This is a genomic window from Streptomyces sp. NPDC102462 (assembly GCF_044765425.1).
Taxonomy (GTDB): domain Bacteria; phylum Actinomycetota; class Actinomycetes; order Streptomycetales; family Streptomycetaceae; genus Streptomyces.
This window is the reverse complement of sequence record NZ_JBIWKB010000063.1, coordinates 1-15,311: the sequence shown is the minus strand read 5'-3', so window position 1 is coordinate 15,311 and position 15,311 is coordinate 1. Positions and strand designations below refer to the sequence as shown.

Here is a 15,311-nt window from a genome sequence, read left to right as displayed (position 1 = left end):
GGGCGGTGCTGGAGGGGTGGATCACGGGGGTGGACCGGCCCGGCGGCGGTGACCGTCACAGTGCTCCGGCGTCCCGGGCCGTCCAGACGCTCGGGTAGATCGGCCGGAAGCCGAGCTCCCGGCGGATCCGCTGGTTGGACACGATCCCGAACCACGGGTCGGGGTCCGTGAGCTCGTGGAGCCCGGCGGGCACCTCGACGCCGTTGAGCTGGTACAGCTCGACCGTCGTGACGGGGGCGTCATCGGCGATGTTGTAGATCCGGCCGGCGATGCCCGGCGCGTACAGCAGACGCATCAGGCCCTGGGCGACGTCCGCGTGGTGGGCCATCTGCAGGCGCTGGTGCGGCGCCCAACGGGCGGCCCAGTGCAAGGAGTTGGCGAGGTGCGGGTCGCCCTCGCCGTAGACGAAGGGGAGCCGCCCGATGCGTACGTCCAGGCTCTTGAGCGCGAGCAGTTCGCGCTCGGCCGCGGCCTTGGACTCGGGGTAGGCGCCCCACATCTCGCCGCCCGGCCGGCTCTCGTCCTCCTCGGTCAGCGGGCGGCCCCGTCCGACGCCGTACACATTGTTCGTGCTGACCTGTACGAACCGCTCCACGCCTGAGGCCTGCGCGGCGCGGCCCAGGGCCACCGCGGCGTCCCGGTTGACGGCCCACGCCTCCTCGTCCGGCACCCCGCGGAAGGAGGCGGCGACGTTCACGACGGCGTCCACGCCGGCGAGCGCCTTGCCGAGTGTCTCCTCGTCGCGCATATCTCCCACGGCGACCTGGGCGCCCAGCTCCGCGAAGCGCTCGCCACGGGCCGCGTCCCGCACCAGGACTCGCACCTGCTCGCCCGGCTGTCGCTGGGCCAGCAGCCTCGGCACGAAGCGGCGTCCGACCTGTCCTGTCGTACCGGTCACCAAGGTCAGCATGATTGCTCCTCACGCACTGTGTCGTCTGTCGTTGCTGACCAGCCTCGGCGGATGCGGGGACGACCGGGAGAGACCTCTTCGTCAGGGGATCGGGAGTCCCTGGATAAGCCGGCCGGCGTCCCGCACCCTGGGAAGGTGAACCGAGCCGAACTCGCCGACTTCCTGCGCCGCGCTCGCGCCCGTCTGGACCCCTCCGACGTGGGTCTCACGGCCGGGGCCCGCCGCCGTACGCCGGGGCTGCGCCGCGAGGAGGTGGCCCAGCTTGCCGGCATGTCCGTGGACTACTACACGCGGCTGGAACAGTCCCGGGGCCCGCGCCCGTCCCGCCAGATGCTCACCGCGCTGGCCCGCGCCCTGCGCCTGACGGAGGATGAACGCGACCACCTCTTCCACCTCACCGGTGAAGAGCCACCGCGCCGGGAGGCGACCAGCACGCATGTGCGTCCGGGTCTGCTCCTGGTGCTGGACCGGCTGCACGACACCCCGGCGATGGTGGTGACCGACTGCGGCGAGATCCTGGCCCAGAACGCGCTGTCGCGGGCGCTGAGCGGAGACATCCTCGCCCGGCCGCCCCGAGGACGCAACATGATCCGCCGCTTCTTCCTGGACCCGGCGGCCCAGGAGCTGTTCCCGCCCGAGGACCGCCCGGAGCGCGCACGCGAGCAGGTCGCCGGCCTGCGAGCGGTGGCCTCGGCCCGCCCCACGGACCCCGAACCCGCCTCCCTCGTCGCCGAACTACGCGCCGCGAGCGAGGAGTTCGCCCACCTCTGGGACGAACACGAGGTCGCCGTACGCCGCGCCGCCACGAAACGCTTCCGGCACCCTGCGATCGGCGTCCTCGAACTCGACTGCGAGATCCTCGTCAACTCGGACCACAACCAGCAGCTCGTCATCCACACGGCCCGCCCGGGCACGGAGTCGTACGAGCGCTTGCAGTTGCTGCGGGTGGTGGGCTTGCAGGACCTGACGCCGACGAGCGCCTGACCGCGTGCGTGCCTTTCGAGTTCGCTCCCTGCCCACCCTCGTGCTTCGGCGCACGTGTACGCGGGTTTCTCGCGGGCCGCGAACGGTGCCTACAGGTCGAACTCCACGTGTTCGACGTCCGTGAAGCGGACCTCCTCCAGGCTGCCGGCGCGGCGGCCGTCGTCCTGGAAGTAGATCTCCCTGAGTCCTTCGGCGGCGATCTGCTGGAGTTGCTGGTCGCCGGCGCCGGCCTGCTGGGCGTCGAAGAGGCGGGCGGCGTAGCGGGGTGGCAGGGCGACGGTGAGGTGGCGCAGCCGGGCGTCGTCGGTGGTGCCGACCGGGGCGGTGTAGCCGATGCGGGCGCGGGTGTCGATGACGATGCCGCCGGTCGTCGCGGCCTGCGCCCGCGCCCTGGCGCGGACCTGCGGCTGCCAGCGCTTCTTCACCTCGCGTTCCATGCGGGCGGCGAGGTCCGGGCGGGGCTTTTTGATCTGGTCCTTCACATACCGTTCGACGGTGCGCTGGGAGATCCGCAGGAGTTCGGCGACCGCTCTGGTGCCCTTGAGCTGCCTGACCAGATACCGCATCTGCGCGCCCGCGCTCTTGGGTGCCGGACGGGTGAACGTCTTCTGCACCGCGGCGTCCAGGCCGTCCCCGAACAGGGTCATCGCGCTCCCCTACTCTCCGTTGTCGACGTCCGTGACGGTGCCGTCCTTGATGTAGCGGGCGAGGTTGAGATCCGGGGCGTCGAACCGCTCGCGGACCTCTTCGCCCCACAGGACGCTCTGGGTGCCCTCGTGCTTGACCAGGCCCGGGTTGACGCCGAGTTTGAAGCCGCCGGGCAGCGGCTTGCCGTCCCGGTAGGGCAGGAAGTCCAGCGGCGAGGTCCCGTCGGCCGCGTACACCACGCAGTCGGACAGGATCGCGACCGGGTACTGGCCGGTGAACGCCGCGTGCTTGACGATCTTGCGGTGCAGGTTGACCCGTGTGCGGGAGATGACCGCGGCACGGATGTCCGGCCGCCAGGTGGGTCGGGCCAGGGCCCGCCACGGCTCGCCCGGCCGCCAGCCCTCGCCCCTCGGGCGTTCGCGCAGCTTGCCCAGGCCGCCCTTGACCGTCGCCTTGATCGCCGTGACGACGATCGTCAGCTGGGGATCGCGCTCCTTGTAGCCGTCCATGGCCGTCAGGAAGTCGGCCGACGGCAGGTCAGCGGGGACGCCGAGGTCGGCCATGGTGGCGAGGTAGGCGTCGCGCAGCCGGTTGTACCAGCCGTCCAGATAGCGGCCGTTGTCGTAGCGGACGTACGCCTCGACCGGGCGCACCTCGTAGCCCAGCTCCTGCGCGTAGGCGACGGTGGGCGTCGCGTACCAGGCGGGGCCTTCGGGGCGGTCGCCCTTCGGGGTGAACGGGCTGGGCAGCATCTCGCCGTCCAGGTCCGCCCACCTGTCCTTGGCGATCTTCACGCGGGACAGGTCGACATGGGACAGGTCGACCAGCCACGAACCGGGCAGTTTCGCGTCGAACACCGGCGCCTTGACATGCGTGGGCGCACCGAGGCCGACGACCAGGCCGTTGGCGCCGGCCGCGAAGGCCATGTTGACGTCGATGCCGATCAGGTTGCGGCGCATGCATTCGGCGTCGGTGAGCGGGCGCGCCCAGTCGTACGCCTCCTCGAACAGCTTCTCCGCCGGGCCGCGGACGTGGAAGCGCGGCAGGTCCTTCAGGAGCGGATGCCCGTCCGGGGCCTCGCACGGCGCGCACTCCACCGGGTGCGCGCCCAGCGAGCCGGGGTTGTGCTCCGAGTGCCGGCGGCCGTCGGCGTCGGGCTCGGACGCGCGGGTCGGCGGGTGCAGCGCGGTCATCAGCTCCAGGCCGGTGACGGCCGTGGAGCCTCGCGGTGTCATCACCCGGGACGCGTACACGCCCAGCAGGCGGGCGAGTTCGGGCGGCGGCAGCTGGGTGGCCGCGCCCCAGTGCCGGGTATCGAGCGCGTGCCAGGACGGGATGCACAGCTGCACGCAGGCCCGTTCCGAGCCGCGGGCCGGACGGTAGATCCGCGCCCAGGGCCCGAGCCCGCGCTTGGTCAGCTTCCAGTCGGCGCGGGCCAGTTGCTTGACGACCTTGTGGCTCTCCGGGATCCGCCCGGCGAGCCGCTGCTCATCCGTGAGGGCGACGGGCAGGCCGTAGCGGCGCAGCGCGGCCTCGGTGAGCACGAGCAGCGGATCGGCGTCCTTGCCCGGTCCCGACAGTCTCGGCTGTCCGAGCTTCGCCTCGCGCAGGGTCCAGTCCACCAGGGCCGGCAGGGACTTCGCGGGCACGTCCAGGACCAGACCGCCGACGCAGTACGCCAGCACCTGGCCGTCGGCGTCTACGTCGACCACGGCGAGCGGGCCGTTCTCGAAACGGGGGTCCGCTACTGCGGGGGCGGCGGGGGCGGGCGTGGTGATCCTCGCCGCTGGCCGCCGGGATGCCGGTGACGGTCCGGTGCCGCGCGCCGGCCGCGCTGCGGGGGGCTGGGTGTCCTGTCCGGCGGGCGGGGGCGCGGCGGGGGCGGCGTCGGGGTGCGGGGGTACGGTCTGCGGTTCCGGGACGGTCGCGGACGTCTCGACCCGTGCCGTGTTCTCGGCGGAAGTCGCCGTGTCGGCATCGGCGTCGGCGTCGGCGGGGTAAAGCTCCGCGAGCTTGTTCAGCAGGCGCGCGTACGCCTCCCGCTCCGGGCCGCGCGGCTCCGTCGGCTTCTTGACGGACTCCCAGCCGGACACCGTGGCCCGGCGCACCTTCAGCGCGGTCGCCACTTCGTCCAGCGTCAGGCCGTGCGCCTGGCGCAGCCGCTTGCGGTCCGCCGGGGACGGCAGCGGAGACCGGGACGCGACCAGCGCGTCGACCCGGTCGAACAGCTCGGACATGCTCACCTCCTGCCTCCGGATCATCCCACGGAACGTACGTTCCACGTACCCACACCGTACGGATCGCGTACGACAGCATGAGGTCGCCACCTCCCAGCCCTGACACGAGGTTGCGTGTGGGGCCGCGTCCGATCGGTGGAATGCGGGGGTTTTCCTGTCCCCCTCTCCTCGGGTAAGGGGAGCAAGAAGATCATGACTGTTACCGCACACATCGACAGCAGCCGCCCGGTGGCAACCCTGATCAACGTCTTCGCCGTCTCGCCCGACCGCCAGGGCGAACTCCTCGCGCTGCTCGCGCACGCCACCGAGGAGACGATGAAGCACCAGCCCGGCTTCGTCTGCGCCAACTTCCACGCCTCCCAGGACGGCGAGCGTGTCGTCAACTACGCCCAGTGGGAGTCCGAGGAGCACTACCGGGCGATGCTCGCCAACCCCGAGGCGCGCGTCCACATGGAGCAGGCGGCGAAGATCGCCACCGATGTGCAGCCCCGGCTGTTCCAGGTGCATTCGACACACGGCAGGTGACATGTATGACCGGCCCGCCGCTGAGCCAGAAGGTGGTGAGTTTGGCTACGGCCGGGGTGACGTGCTCGTCCTTGTCGTAGAGGGAGACGTGGGTGCCGCCCTCGATGACGAAGAGTTCCTTGGGCTCGGCCGCCGTAGGTCTCGACGTCCACGGCCTCGGTGATCTGTTCCTGGCAGTGGGCGGCCTCGTCGCGGGCCTCCGCGGTGCGTGCGGCTGCGGCGCGTTCGAGCATGGAGCGCAGGGTCCGCGGGCCCTGGGGGCGGCCGAGGCCGTCGCGCATCACCGTTCCCAGGTCTCCCGCGCTGACCGTGGCGACGGCCTTGATGCGCAGGTCGGTCTGGGCGGCGTAGGGGACGTAGCCGCCGGATGCGCAGATACCGAGGGCACCGATCCGGTCGGGGTCGATCTCGTCGCGGGTGGTCAGGAAACTCACGGCGGACTTGATGTCCTCGGCACGCTGGAAGGGGTTCTCCAGACCGCGCGGCTCGCCCTCGCTCTCGTCTTCGTGGGCGGCGTCGAAGACCAGCGCGGCGAAGCCCTCGCGGGCCAGCCGCTCGGCGTAGATGCCTGCGGTCTGCTCCTTCACGCCGCCGCCCGGATGGGAGACGACGACGGCGGCAAGCCGGTCGGAGACGGGCGTGTCGGGCAGGAAGCGGCCCGGTGCAAGGAGCTGAGCCCCGCGGCGGCCGGGCTCCCCGAGGGCGGGCGGCGGCTGGTCACGGGCCTGCGCCGGGAGGAGGTCGCCCTGCTGGCGTCGATCAGCCCCGACTACTGCACCCGCCTGGAACAGGGGCGTCGCCGGGCGTCCGAGCCGGTGCTTGACGCCCTTACGCGCGCTGCGGCTCAGCACGGACGAGCGCGCCTACCTCTTCGAGCTCTCCGGCAAGGATGCCGGCCGATCGCGCCGGCGGCCCGCCCAGCGGGTCCAGCCGCAGCTGCGGCGCCTGCTCGACGATCTCACCAACACCACGGCCTGCGTGGCGCAGCTGCGGATGGAGGCGGCCCGGGACCCGGAGGATCCGCGCCTGGCGATGCCGGTGGGAGAGCTGTCGGTGCGGGATGCGGACTTCCGTACCTGGTGGGGCGATCACCGCGTGGCCGTGCGGACCGCGGGCACCAAGGCCCTGCGCCACCCGGTGGTCGGCGAACTCGCCCTTGGGTGGTCCACGCTGACGGACGCGGCCGACCCGGACCAGCAGCTCATCGCCCTGACCGCCGCGCCGGGCACGCCCTCGCACGACGGCCTGCGGCTCCTGGGCGCCCTCACGGCGGAACCGTCCGCATCACGTCGGCCGGTGAGCGGTTCCCCCGGCACTCCCCCGGGTGCGCCGCCCACCGGAGTCTGACCGGGCACCCGGGGCACCCGCCACTCTTGTCGGCCGCCTCCGTCAAGGGCGCCGGGCGGTCACAACGGGAGCGTTATGCCGAGCTGCTGCATGGCGCTGGAGGGCGGGCCGCCTTCGGAGCGCTCCGTCTTGTAGCCCTTGGTCCGCGGTGCCAGGGTGTGGGGGTCGACCGCTTCGGCGGGGGCGCTCTTCGCGTAGAGCCCGTCCGGCTGGCTGTCGCGGTCGTGCGGCAGGAGCCAGAAGACCCGCCGGCGGAAGGTTCCGGACTGCCGGGAGGGCTTCGCGGTCGGGCCGAGCAGGGCGTAGCCGACCATGCGGCCGTCGCGGTGGTAGGGCGGCTTGCCCTTGCGGGTGGGCAGCCGGTCCAGGCTCTGACGGACGTAGTCGAGGCTGTCGATGTCCTCCAGCCACACCAGCTCCGTCTCGTGGCTGATCTCGTCCTCGGCGATCAGGGAGCTCATGCCTCGGCGTCCCTTTCCTGGTCGGTGAGCAGTCCGATACCCGGGTAGTGCTTGCGCTGGTTGGACAGGATCATCTCCTTGGGCGAAGCCAGTCCCACGAGTTCGCGCGTGCGGGCGGCGAACGCCCTTGAGGACATGATCGGTGCGCCCTCATTCTGACACCACGTCCTGTAGGCCGCGTAGAGGGCCGTCTGCTCCGCCCGGAGATCGGGGCCCAGCACGCAGCACTCGTCGTAGAAGCGGCCGGTGTGGTCCTCGGTCTCGGCGTAGGCGTTGGTGGCGATGCGTACCCGTTCGGGACCGGTGAGGTCACGGTCGCTGGCAAGGTAGCGGCGCGAACCGTCGATGAGCCAGCCGAGGATGCCCGGCCCCTCTTCGGTGACGAGGATGTCGGCCAGGTTGTCGATCTTGCGGTGGTCGGGGACGACACGCTCGAAAGGGATCAACCGCATACGACGCCAGAACGCGAAACCACCCGTACCCACCTCCGGCCGATGGTTCCCCAGCAGCCACAGCTTGTGGGTCGGCTCGAAACTGAAGAAGTCCTGCCGCATCCGACGCGCCTTGATCCGGTCCCCACCCGTCAGAAGCTTGACCCGCGCCTCATCGAACTTGTCACCCGGCTTCACCTCCGAACACACGATCACCCGCCGACCGTGCAACTCCGCCAGATCGGTGGGGTGGCCTTCATAGGGCCGCGCCATCAGAAAGCCGGGCGGAGCCGCGTCCGCGTAGTCCCCCAGCAGTTTCATCAGCACGTCCAGCAGAACCGACTTGCCGTTCTTTCCGGAGCCGAAGAGGAAGGGCAGGATCTGGCCGCCGACGTCGCCGGTGACGGAGTACCCGAGGAGCAGTTGCAGATAGTCGATCATCTCCCGGCCTTCGGAGTCGTCGCCGAAGGTGTCGGTGAGGAACCTCCCCCACCGCGGGGTGGCCACGTGCCGCGGCCCGACGGTGGTGGAGCGGGAGTGGAAGTCCTTGTTCGGGTCGGGGGTCTTCACCAGTCCCGTGCGCAGATCGACGATGCCGTCGGGCGTGCACAGCGCGTACGGATCGGCGTCCAGCAACGCCGCGTTCAACACCATCCCGGGCGCGGACTTGGCCTGGGCGAGCATGGCGTTGATGCCGGTGGTGGACAGCGCCCGGCGGCGGTGCTGTTGCAGCGCCGTGGTCGTGAAGACACCGCGCGCATCATGGCCGGAGATGCTTTCCGCGAGGTCCCCGGCCGCCCACAGCACCGTGTCGTCCTCGTCGATCTGCCAGCGGGTGGTGTCCCACCGGTACCAGCCGATGCCGGGAACGTGCCGGTAGTCGTTGGCGTACAACTGCACGAACAGCTTGGCGTTGCCGCGGTCGGAAAGGGTGTCCGGCAGCAGCCCGTTCGCGGTCACCTCCCCGGCCGGGGCACGGCCGGCTTCGGCCTGCGCGGGGCGCGGCACGGCGGCGGACCCCTGAGCCCTGATCTGAGCGGCTACGGCCTCCGGGTCGAACTCGAAGAGCGTTTCCGGCTTGGGAGACGTCACAGGCGCCTCCCACGGCCGTGCAGAGGGCGCTTGAGGCCCGCCGTCAGACCGCTGTGGACGATCTGCTCGATACGCCGTTCCTGGCCGGGGCGGGCCGCGACCGCGGTGTCCCTGAGGGCCTGCACGGCCTCGTCCTGGAGCAGGCGGCCGGCCGCGACGAGCCCGCCGAGCGTGTAGGCGGCACGGTTGAGGACGTCGGAGAACCCGGCGCCCTCGGCGACCTGCCCGCAGGCCCGCACCGGGGCGAGGACGGCGTCGAGGGTGTCCCTCCCCCGCTCCCGTCCGCCGCCGGCGGCGAGAACGGCCTGCCGGGCCCGGGCGGGGACCGGCCGGGGCGCGGGGATGTTCGACGCGGGCAGATGGCCGGTGCGCTCCAGCTCCTGGGCGAGCCAGAACGGCAGCGCCGCCGGTTCGCGGGCCTCGCCGACCGGCGTGTACGTCCCGTGCTGCGTGGTGGTGCCGGGAGCGATGATGTAGCTGCCGTGAGCGCGGATGTCCACCTGCCAGGCCAGGGCGCGGCCGGGGCTGGAGCCGACGGAGGACTGCCAGCGTCGGCCGTCCGCCCGGTACCAGATGTGCATGCCGCCCGAGGGGGTGCGCACGCGCATCGTGCCCTCGTCGTCCGCGGGGCTCGGCTGGCCTCGCAGGGCGGCCAGGACGGCGAGGGTGTGGAAGCCGTTGGCGAGTCCCGTGAGGTCGATGTGGTCGGCGATGGGGATGCCCGGCAGGATCCGGTCCCGGGTGGGTGGCTCGGCGGGGTGGGCGTCGACGTCGATGACGACCAGGCCTGCCAGGCCGCAGGCGACGCCGATGCCGAACTCCGGGTTCGCTCCCCACCACTGCTGGATGCGGTCCTGGTCGAGGGTGGCCGCGTGGAAGCCGTGGCACCAACGGCCTGCCTGGAGGCAGGGGCAGCCTGCGGGCGGGTGGGGATTCCTGCGGCAGTCGGGGCAGTTCGCGGCCGGGGTCTTACGACCCTTGGCCAGGGGATGGACAGGCCAGCCCCGACGGGCACACCAGCGGGCGGTGGCCAGTGACAGCTCAGCGACTGAAGGACCGTCGGGGGCGCGCGTTGAGTCGCTGGGAGAAAACCGCAGATCAGCTGGCATCCCCACTCCCTATCAGCGACCGAAGCGACTCAACGACGGACACAGACTAGCGAATGAGGCTGCTGAGGTCGTGGACCACATGCCCCTGTGGACGGATCCAGCGACTGAAGGAAAAGGGCAGCTACTGAAGGCTCTTCGGTAGCTACTCAACGGCCAGGAGAAAACCGCAGGTCAGGCGAGTCTCAACAGCAAAACAGCGACTGAAGCGACTGAAGGCCTCTATATATCACGCACACGCGCACACTCTAACTTCCTCATATATACGGGCCTTGAGTCGCTTCAGTCGCTGTCTTCGGAACGACACCGCTCTGACCTGGGCTTTTACCCTCCCCGAGGGCAGCGACTGAACAGTCGCTGAGTCGCTGAGCTTCAGTCGCTGTGCCCTTCCGGGCCTCCTGGAGGGCAGCGACTCAGCGACTCAAGCGACTGAAGCGACCGAGCGCGGGACAAGCCCCCGCCCTCCTCGGCAGGCTTCTTTTTCCTTGGCTCGGTTGAAGCGGCCACCCCGCTTCCCGGGGAAGCAGGTGAACGTGCTCCCGCTCCCCCGGGCCTCCTCCCCCGCTGGCTTCCGTGGCCGTAACCACTTCCGGCGTGGTTCGTTGAAGCGGGTGTGCCTGAGCCCACGGAGCCGGAAACTGACGCTCCCTTCGATGTCGAGGCGAGACGTGGCTGTGCTGCATCGACCCGGCATCTCTGAGCCATGAGCCTACGCAACGCGCACGGCTGAGAACTTGCTCGGTGGCGTCGCCGGAGGACGCGCTCGACGGTGAAGCCATGCTGCGAGAAGAAGGCGCTCGCTCAGGACGCACAGGGTACCGTCGAGGCCCAGCATGCCGATGAGCGGCGAGAGCTCATGGTCGGCCGAAATGGTGTCGAGGATGAAATCGAAGCGGCCCCGTGCGGCGACGACCTGGGCCTCGTCGGCGGTCACGAGCAGTCGGGTCGCCCCCATGCGCCGAGCGTCCTGCTCTTTGGCCGTGCTGCGGCTGAGGACGGTGACCTCGGCTCCCAGCGCGGCGGCGAGCTTGACCGCCCGCTCGCCCACGGCGAAGCCGGTGACGGCCTGGCTGTGGCGACGACATTGATCCTGCGGCGCAGCCCTACGGGCGCCTACCTCGATGCGCAGGAAGCCGCGGCGAGGCCCGCCTCGGCGATCTCGATGTCCTTGCCCAGTGCCCACCGGAGACACCGATGGCGCCGACGGTCTCACCGTCGACCAAGAGCCGGCTCGGCCGTATTGTCGACGCTGCTCACAGAGTCACCGGACCGAAGACCAGCATGCCCGGCTAGGTGCTCTGACCGGGAAGGTTCACCGGGGTGTGGCAGGCGGTGCGGCGTTCACGGAAATCCGTTTCGAGCGTTGTTGCGGTGCCTCTACTGTGGCGCAGTGATGACTGAGGTGATCGTTCTCAACGGTGGTTCCAGCTCGGGGAAGTCCGGGATCGTTCGGTGTCTGCAGGCGGTCCTGCCGGATCCGTGGCTGGCTCTGGGGACAGACACACTGGTCGAGGCGATGCCCGCGTCCATGCAGGCATCGGATGCCGGAATCGAGTTCGCGCCGGACGGACAGGTGATCGTCGGGCCGGAGTTCCGGACACTGGAAGCGGCATGGATCGAGGGGGTCGCCGCGATGGCCCGTGCGGGTGCCCGGGTCATCGTTGATGAGGTCTTCCTGGGCGGAGCGGACTCGCAGGAGCGGTGGCAGAAGGCTTTGGGCGGACTGCGGGTGCTGTGGGTCGGTGTCCGGTGCGACAGTGCGGTTGCCGCAGGCCGTGAGGTGGCACGAGGTGATCGGGTCATCGGTATGGCGGCGTCCCAGGCGGATGTGGTCCACCGGGGCATGGTCTATGACCTGGAGGTGGACACCACGCATGCCGAGTCGATGGAGTGCGCACGGACCATCGCCGCGCATGTCAGTTGATCGGCGGCCTGGCTGTCTGCCGTTATGACCGCAGCGCCGGACGGTCAGGCTGCTGTGACCAGGGGCCGTCCTCTCCAACGGACACCCTTCTGTCTGCGGGTCCGGGCGCGTTCGCGGCGTTGGGCTGCCGGTACGTCGGGGTGGCGGGTGTTGGTGTTGCGCCGGCGTAGGTATCGGTGCGGCTCGCGGGTCTGGACGGTGTGGTTGGGATGGTGGGAGTTGGCGAGGGTGAACTGCCTGGGACTTGCCGCGGTCGGGATGGTCGGTCCACTGGTGAATCCCTGGCCACTGTGTCAGAAGGGCAGGCCCTGAAGGTCCACGCCGGTGGTGGGCTGGGGCAGCTCGGTCAGGTCGTACGTCATGGTGGTCAGCGGACAGAGTCGGGAGCCGGTTGGCTGCCGGAAGGTGACCGGCACCGCCAACTGGCGCCACCCGAGCTGTGTGTGGAGCGGGACCAGTTCAGGGCGGCAGAGCAGCATCACCGTTTCGGCCCCGGCCACCCGCGCGTGCTCGACCGCGACGCTGAGCATGGTCCTGGCGATGCCCCGGTCCCGATGAGCTGGATGAACCAGCACGCTGCCGAGCCCGGCGACACGGCGCGGCGCCCCGTCGAACGCCATCTCCCGCAGCAGCCACCCCAGAGAGGCCACCAGGTTGCCGCCGTACGTCGCTGTGAGCGTGTGCTCGTTGTCGGCGCGGACCAGACCGTCTGGTAGAGCGGTGGTGTCTTCCAGGCCACCGAGGCCGGGCGCATGGTGCAGTCGGAGGGTTGCATCACTGTCATCGCGGTCGTTGAGCGCATGGCTCGTCGCGGCCGGGTCGGCGGCGGAGTCGAACCGGAAGCGCAGACAGTGCAGACCGCTGGACTGGACGGTCCCGGCCGGCTGAGCACCCAGGCGGCGCAGCAACGCGATCGAGGCCGTATTGCCGGGCAGGACGAACGCGAAGACGACCGGGAGCGCGAGTCCATGAAACGCCAACTCCAAGCAGGCACGGCCTGCCTCCCCTGCGATGCCGCGGCCCTGCGCCCGTGGATGCAGGGCGAAGCCGAGGTCGACTCCGTACTGGACGCGGTTGCGCAGTCCCACGCGGCCGAGGAAGGCATGGGTTGTTGCGTCCCTGACCGCGAAGTCGCCGTAGCCGTGCCTGGCCCAGTGCGCGACGTGAGCGTCGCACATGGCTTCGGCCGCAGACCGGCTGTCCGCCCGGCCGGTCGCCAGCCAGCGCATCACGCTGTCCTGACTGACCACGGCCTCAAACAGATCGTCACTGTCCGCACGACGGATCGGCTCCAGCAGCAGCCTCTGAGTACGCAGCACAGGTCCATGAAACCAAGCCACGCGCAACTCCCCTCAGCCAACGCGGGAGGAGCCTCCCCAATAAGTCCGGTGTGTGAGTGATCGAATGTGACCAGCGACCGCATGGCCGGGGCGCCGGTCTTGTGGAGCACCTCGCGTTCGTCCGCTTCGGATGCGTCGGCGCCTACCGGATCGGCATCCCGGTCGGCGTGCAGACCAGGTACAGCGCAGGCCCCAGAAGGACCGGGAGCTGGACTACCCGCTACGACGCTTGTGGCCCGGGACGCACTGTGTCGGGCCGCCTGTTGCTGGGCGCGGAGGTGCGAATCACGCGTCCTGTTCGGCGCCGGTCATCAGGGCGAGCAGGCTGTGGGGCGCATGGTCGTCGATCATGGTCGTGTAGAAGTCGTCGTCGTCCGCTTCCACGGCGGCGGCGCGGGCGAACATGGCTTGTTCATGCGTGGCGAGCGCGGTCTCCGCATCGCCGGGGTGCGCGGCGAGGGCCCGGCCGAGTTCGGCGCCGTCCAGCATGGCCAGGTTGGCGCCTTCGCCGTTCGGTGCCCGGAGGTGGGCGGCATCGCCGAGCAGGGTCACTCCCGGTACGCGGTCCCAGCGGTGTCCGGCCGGCAGTGTGAAGATGGGCCGCAGGACTGGCGGGGTGTCGCTGTCGGTGATCAGGGCGGTGAGTGCGGGAGCCCACCCGTCGAACTCCTTCGCCACCCGTGCCGTGAGGGCTGCGGCATCGGTGGCGTCGAAGTCGGTGAACCAGTCCTGGGGCTTCTTCAGCTGCGCGTAGGTGTGCAGGGTTCCGCCGCCTTCACGGTGGGCCAGCAGTCCCCTGCCCGGTGCGAGCGCGAACAGCGAGCCGGCTCCGACCGCCTTCGAGGAGGCGGGGTGGAGGGTTTCGGCGTCGAAGAGGAACGTCTCCACGCTGCAGACGCCGAAGTACTCCGGAGTGGCTTGCGAGAGCACCGGTCGTACGCGTGACCAGGCGCCGTCGGCGCCGATGAGCAGGTCCGCGACCACGGTGGTGCTGTCGGCGAAGCTCACCTGGTGGCGGCCGTCGTCGAGGGACTGCACCGCGGTGACCTTGCGGCCCCAGTGGACGGTTCCGGCGGGCAGGGAGTCGAGCAGCATCTGCCGCAGTGCGCCGCGCGGGGCCTCCGGGCGTTCGCCGGTTCCGTCGTCAGGCAGGTCGAGCAGCACATTCCCCGCCTGGTCCATGACCCGGTACGCCTCGCGGCCCGGCAGGATCAGCTTGCGGAACTCCTCGATCAGGCCGGCCGCTTCCAGAGCGGCCTGCCCGCTGTGGGGGTGGAGGTCGAGCAGTCCGCCCTGGCGGCGGGCGTTCGGCGCGGGCTCCGCCTCGAAGACCGTGGCCGGGATGCCGTGCACATGCAGCACGCGGGCCAGCGTCAGGCCGCCCAGACCTGCTCCGATGATCGTGACAGGTGTCGTCATGGTGTCCTCCCTAGCCCCTTGTGGGGTGCCGTGACGACCTCGTTGGATCGCCACTCCAATAACGCTAACACGAAGTTGGATCGGCGCTCCATTCATGCGATGCTGGGGTCATGGCGAAGAGAACAGCGAAGGGATCTGCGCGGGCCCCGCGGCGGACGGACAGCCTGTCGCGGGAGCTGATCATCCAGACCGCGATCGAGATGCTGGACAACGGTGGCGAGAAGGCGTTGACGCTGCGCGCGCTCACCGTGCGCCTGAGCACCGGCTATGGAGCGATCTACCACCACGTCGCAGACAAGAGCGATCTGCTCGCGGCGGCTGCTGACGACGTCATTGCCGGCGTGCTGTCCGGCGCGGTCGCCGATGCGGACGCGCGCACCGCTCTGCGCCGTCTCGCCCTCGGCCTGTTCGATGCGATCGATGCCCATCCCTGGGTCGGGGCGGAATTCTCCCGCCAGCCGTGGCGGCCCGCGCTGCTGGACTTCTACGAGAGCATCGGCCGCCTGCTGGACGCCCTCGACGTTCCGGAAAACGCGCGCTTCGACGCGGCCGGCACGCTCGTGAACTATGTCCTGGGCGTCGCCGCGCAGAACGCCGCGAACGCACGGCTCCGCGTTGGCAGCGACACGGACCGAGAGACCTTCCTGGAGAACGCCGCCACGCAAGGGGCGCAGATCGACCCCGGCCGGTACCCGTTCGTGCACGCGGCGGCGACTCAGCTGGGCGAGCACGACGACCGCGAGCAGTTCCTCTTCGGGGTGGACATCTTCCTCGCCGGTATCTCAACCCTGCGCTAGTGTCTCGTGATCCTGTTCATGGAACCTGAGGCTTCTGTGATCGTTGAGTCAGGTATGGATCTCTCCTCTGAACAGATGGCAGAACTGCGG

14 protein-coding genes and 2 pseudogenes are annotated in these 15,311 nt (G+C 70.4%); 5 read left to right on the top strand and 11 right to left on the bottom strand.

Features of this window, described 5'->3' with window-relative positions; all coding sequences use genetic code 11:
- Nucleotides 1–55 precede the first annotated feature (55 nt).
- The gene (locus ACIRFL_RS36025) at nucleotides 56–910 is read right to left on the bottom strand and encodes an NAD-dependent epimerase/dehydratase family protein (protein WP_404037394.1); all 855 of its coding nucleotides are present in this window, start codon (nucleotides 908–910) and stop codon (nucleotides 56–58) included.
- Nucleotides 911–1,045: 135 nt separating this feature from the next.
- On the opposite strand from ACIRFL_RS36025, the gene ACIRFL_RS36020 reads away from it, so the two are divergent.
- Nucleotides 1,046–1,894, top strand: a complete 849-nt coding sequence (locus tag ACIRFL_RS36020) for a helix-turn-helix transcriptional regulator (RefSeq protein WP_404037391.1) — start codon at nucleotides 1,046–1,048, stop codon at nucleotides 1,892–1,894.
- An 89-nt stretch (nucleotides 1,895–1,983) separates the two neighbouring features.
- Here ACIRFL_RS36020 and tpg read toward each other — a convergent pair whose 3' ends face one another.
- Entirely contained in the window at nucleotides 1,984–2,541 is a 558-nt protein-coding gene (tpg, locus tag ACIRFL_RS36015) for a telomere-protecting terminal protein Tpg (RefSeq protein WP_404037388.1), read from the bottom strand.
- 9 nt (nucleotides 2,542–2,550) lie between these two features.
- The gene (gene tap, locus ACIRFL_RS36010) at nucleotides 2,551–4,779 is read right to left on the bottom strand and encodes a telomere-associated protein Tap (RefSeq protein ID WP_404037385.1); all 2,229 of its coding nucleotides are present in this window, start codon (nucleotides 4,777–4,779) and stop codon (nucleotides 2,551–2,553) included.
- Nucleotides 4,780–4,971: 192 nt separating this feature from the next.
- Between tap and ACIRFL_RS36005 the strand changes: the two genes are divergently transcribed.
- Nucleotides 4,972–5,304: an antibiotic biosynthesis monooxygenase family protein gene (locus ACIRFL_RS36005; RefSeq protein WP_404037382.1), complete on the top strand. Its 333-nt coding sequence runs from the start codon at nucleotides 4,972–4,974 to the stop codon at nucleotides 5,302–5,304.
- On the opposite strand, the gene ACIRFL_RS36000 is transcribed toward ACIRFL_RS36005, so the two are convergent.
- Nucleotides 5,190–5,891, bottom strand: a complete 702-nt coding sequence (locus ACIRFL_RS36000) for an alpha/beta hydrolase (protein ID WP_404037379.1) — start codon at nucleotides 5,889–5,891, stop codon at nucleotides 5,190–5,192. The two genes, ACIRFL_RS36005 and ACIRFL_RS36000, sit on opposite strands and share 115 nt — an antisense overlap.
- Before the next feature lie 12 nt (nucleotides 5,892–5,903).
- Here ACIRFL_RS36000 and ACIRFL_RS35995 point away from each other — a divergent pair.
- Nucleotides 5,904–6,651: pseudogene (locus ACIRFL_RS35995) on the top strand (helix-turn-helix domain-containing protein).
- Between the two features lie 59 nt (nucleotides 6,652–6,710).
- On the opposite strand, the gene ACIRFL_RS35990 reads toward ACIRFL_RS35995, so the two are convergent.
- From ACIRFL_RS35990 to ACIRFL_RS35975, 4 genes are all read right to left on the bottom strand, one after another.
- Entirely contained in the window at nucleotides 6,711–7,112 is a 402-nt protein-coding gene (locus tag ACIRFL_RS35990; protein ID WP_351738851.1) for a DUF6009 family protein, read from the bottom strand.
- On the bottom strand, nucleotides 7,109–8,635 hold the full coding sequence (locus ACIRFL_RS35985; RefSeq protein WP_404037374.1) for a phage/plasmid primase, P4 family: 1,527 nt from the start codon (nucleotides 8,633–8,635) through the stop codon (nucleotides 7,109–7,111). Before ACIRFL_RS35985 ends, ACIRFL_RS35990 begins: the two co-directional genes overlap by 4 nt.
- Nucleotides 8,632–9,744: a bifunctional DNA primase/polymerase gene (locus ACIRFL_RS35980; protein WP_404037372.1), complete on the bottom strand. Its 1,113-nt coding sequence runs from the start codon at nucleotides 9,742–9,744 to the stop codon at nucleotides 8,632–8,634. The genes ACIRFL_RS35985 and ACIRFL_RS35980 overlap by 4 nt, the downstream gene beginning before the upstream one ends.
- Before the next feature lie 706 nt (nucleotides 9,745–10,450).
- Nucleotides 10,451–10,789: a zinc-binding dehydrogenase gene (locus ACIRFL_RS35975; protein ID WP_404037369.1), complete on the bottom strand. Its 339-nt coding sequence runs from the start codon at nucleotides 10,787–10,789 to the stop codon at nucleotides 10,451–10,453.
- Nucleotides 10,790–11,134: 345 nt separating this feature from the next.
- On the opposite strand from ACIRFL_RS35975, the gene cpt reads away from it, so the two are divergent.
- Entirely contained in the window at nucleotides 11,135–11,665 is a 531-nt protein-coding gene (cpt, locus tag ACIRFL_RS35970) for a chloramphenicol phosphotransferase CPT (RefSeq protein WP_404037366.1), read from the top strand.
- 44 nt (nucleotides 11,666–11,709) lie between these two features.
- On the opposite strand, the pseudogene ACIRFL_RS35965 reads toward cpt, so the two are convergent.
- From ACIRFL_RS35965 to ACIRFL_RS35955, 3 genes and pseudogenes are all read right to left on the bottom strand, one after another.
- Nucleotides 11,710–11,907, bottom strand: a pseudogene (locus tag ACIRFL_RS35965) (IS630 family transposase); the annotation flags it as partial.
- Nucleotides 11,908–11,958: 51 nt separating this feature from the next.
- Complete coding sequence (locus ACIRFL_RS35960) at nucleotides 11,959–12,984, bottom strand: GNAT family N-acetyltransferase (RefSeq protein ID WP_404037363.1); 1,026 nt, start codon at nucleotides 12,982–12,984, stop codon at nucleotides 11,959–11,961.
- 306 nt (nucleotides 12,985–13,290) lie between these two features.
- Entirely contained in the window at nucleotides 13,291–14,424 is a 1,134-nt protein-coding gene (locus tag ACIRFL_RS35955) for an FAD-dependent oxidoreductase (protein WP_404037360.1), read from the bottom strand.
- Nucleotides 14,425–14,534: 110 nt separating this feature from the next.
- Between ACIRFL_RS35955 and ACIRFL_RS35950 the strand changes: the two genes are divergently transcribed.
- On the top strand, nucleotides 14,535–15,221 hold the full coding sequence (locus ACIRFL_RS35950; protein ID WP_404037358.1) for a TetR/AcrR family transcriptional regulator: 687 nt from the start codon (nucleotides 14,535–14,537) through the stop codon (nucleotides 15,219–15,221).
- The last annotated feature ends 90 nt before the right edge of the window (nucleotides 15,222–15,311 follow it).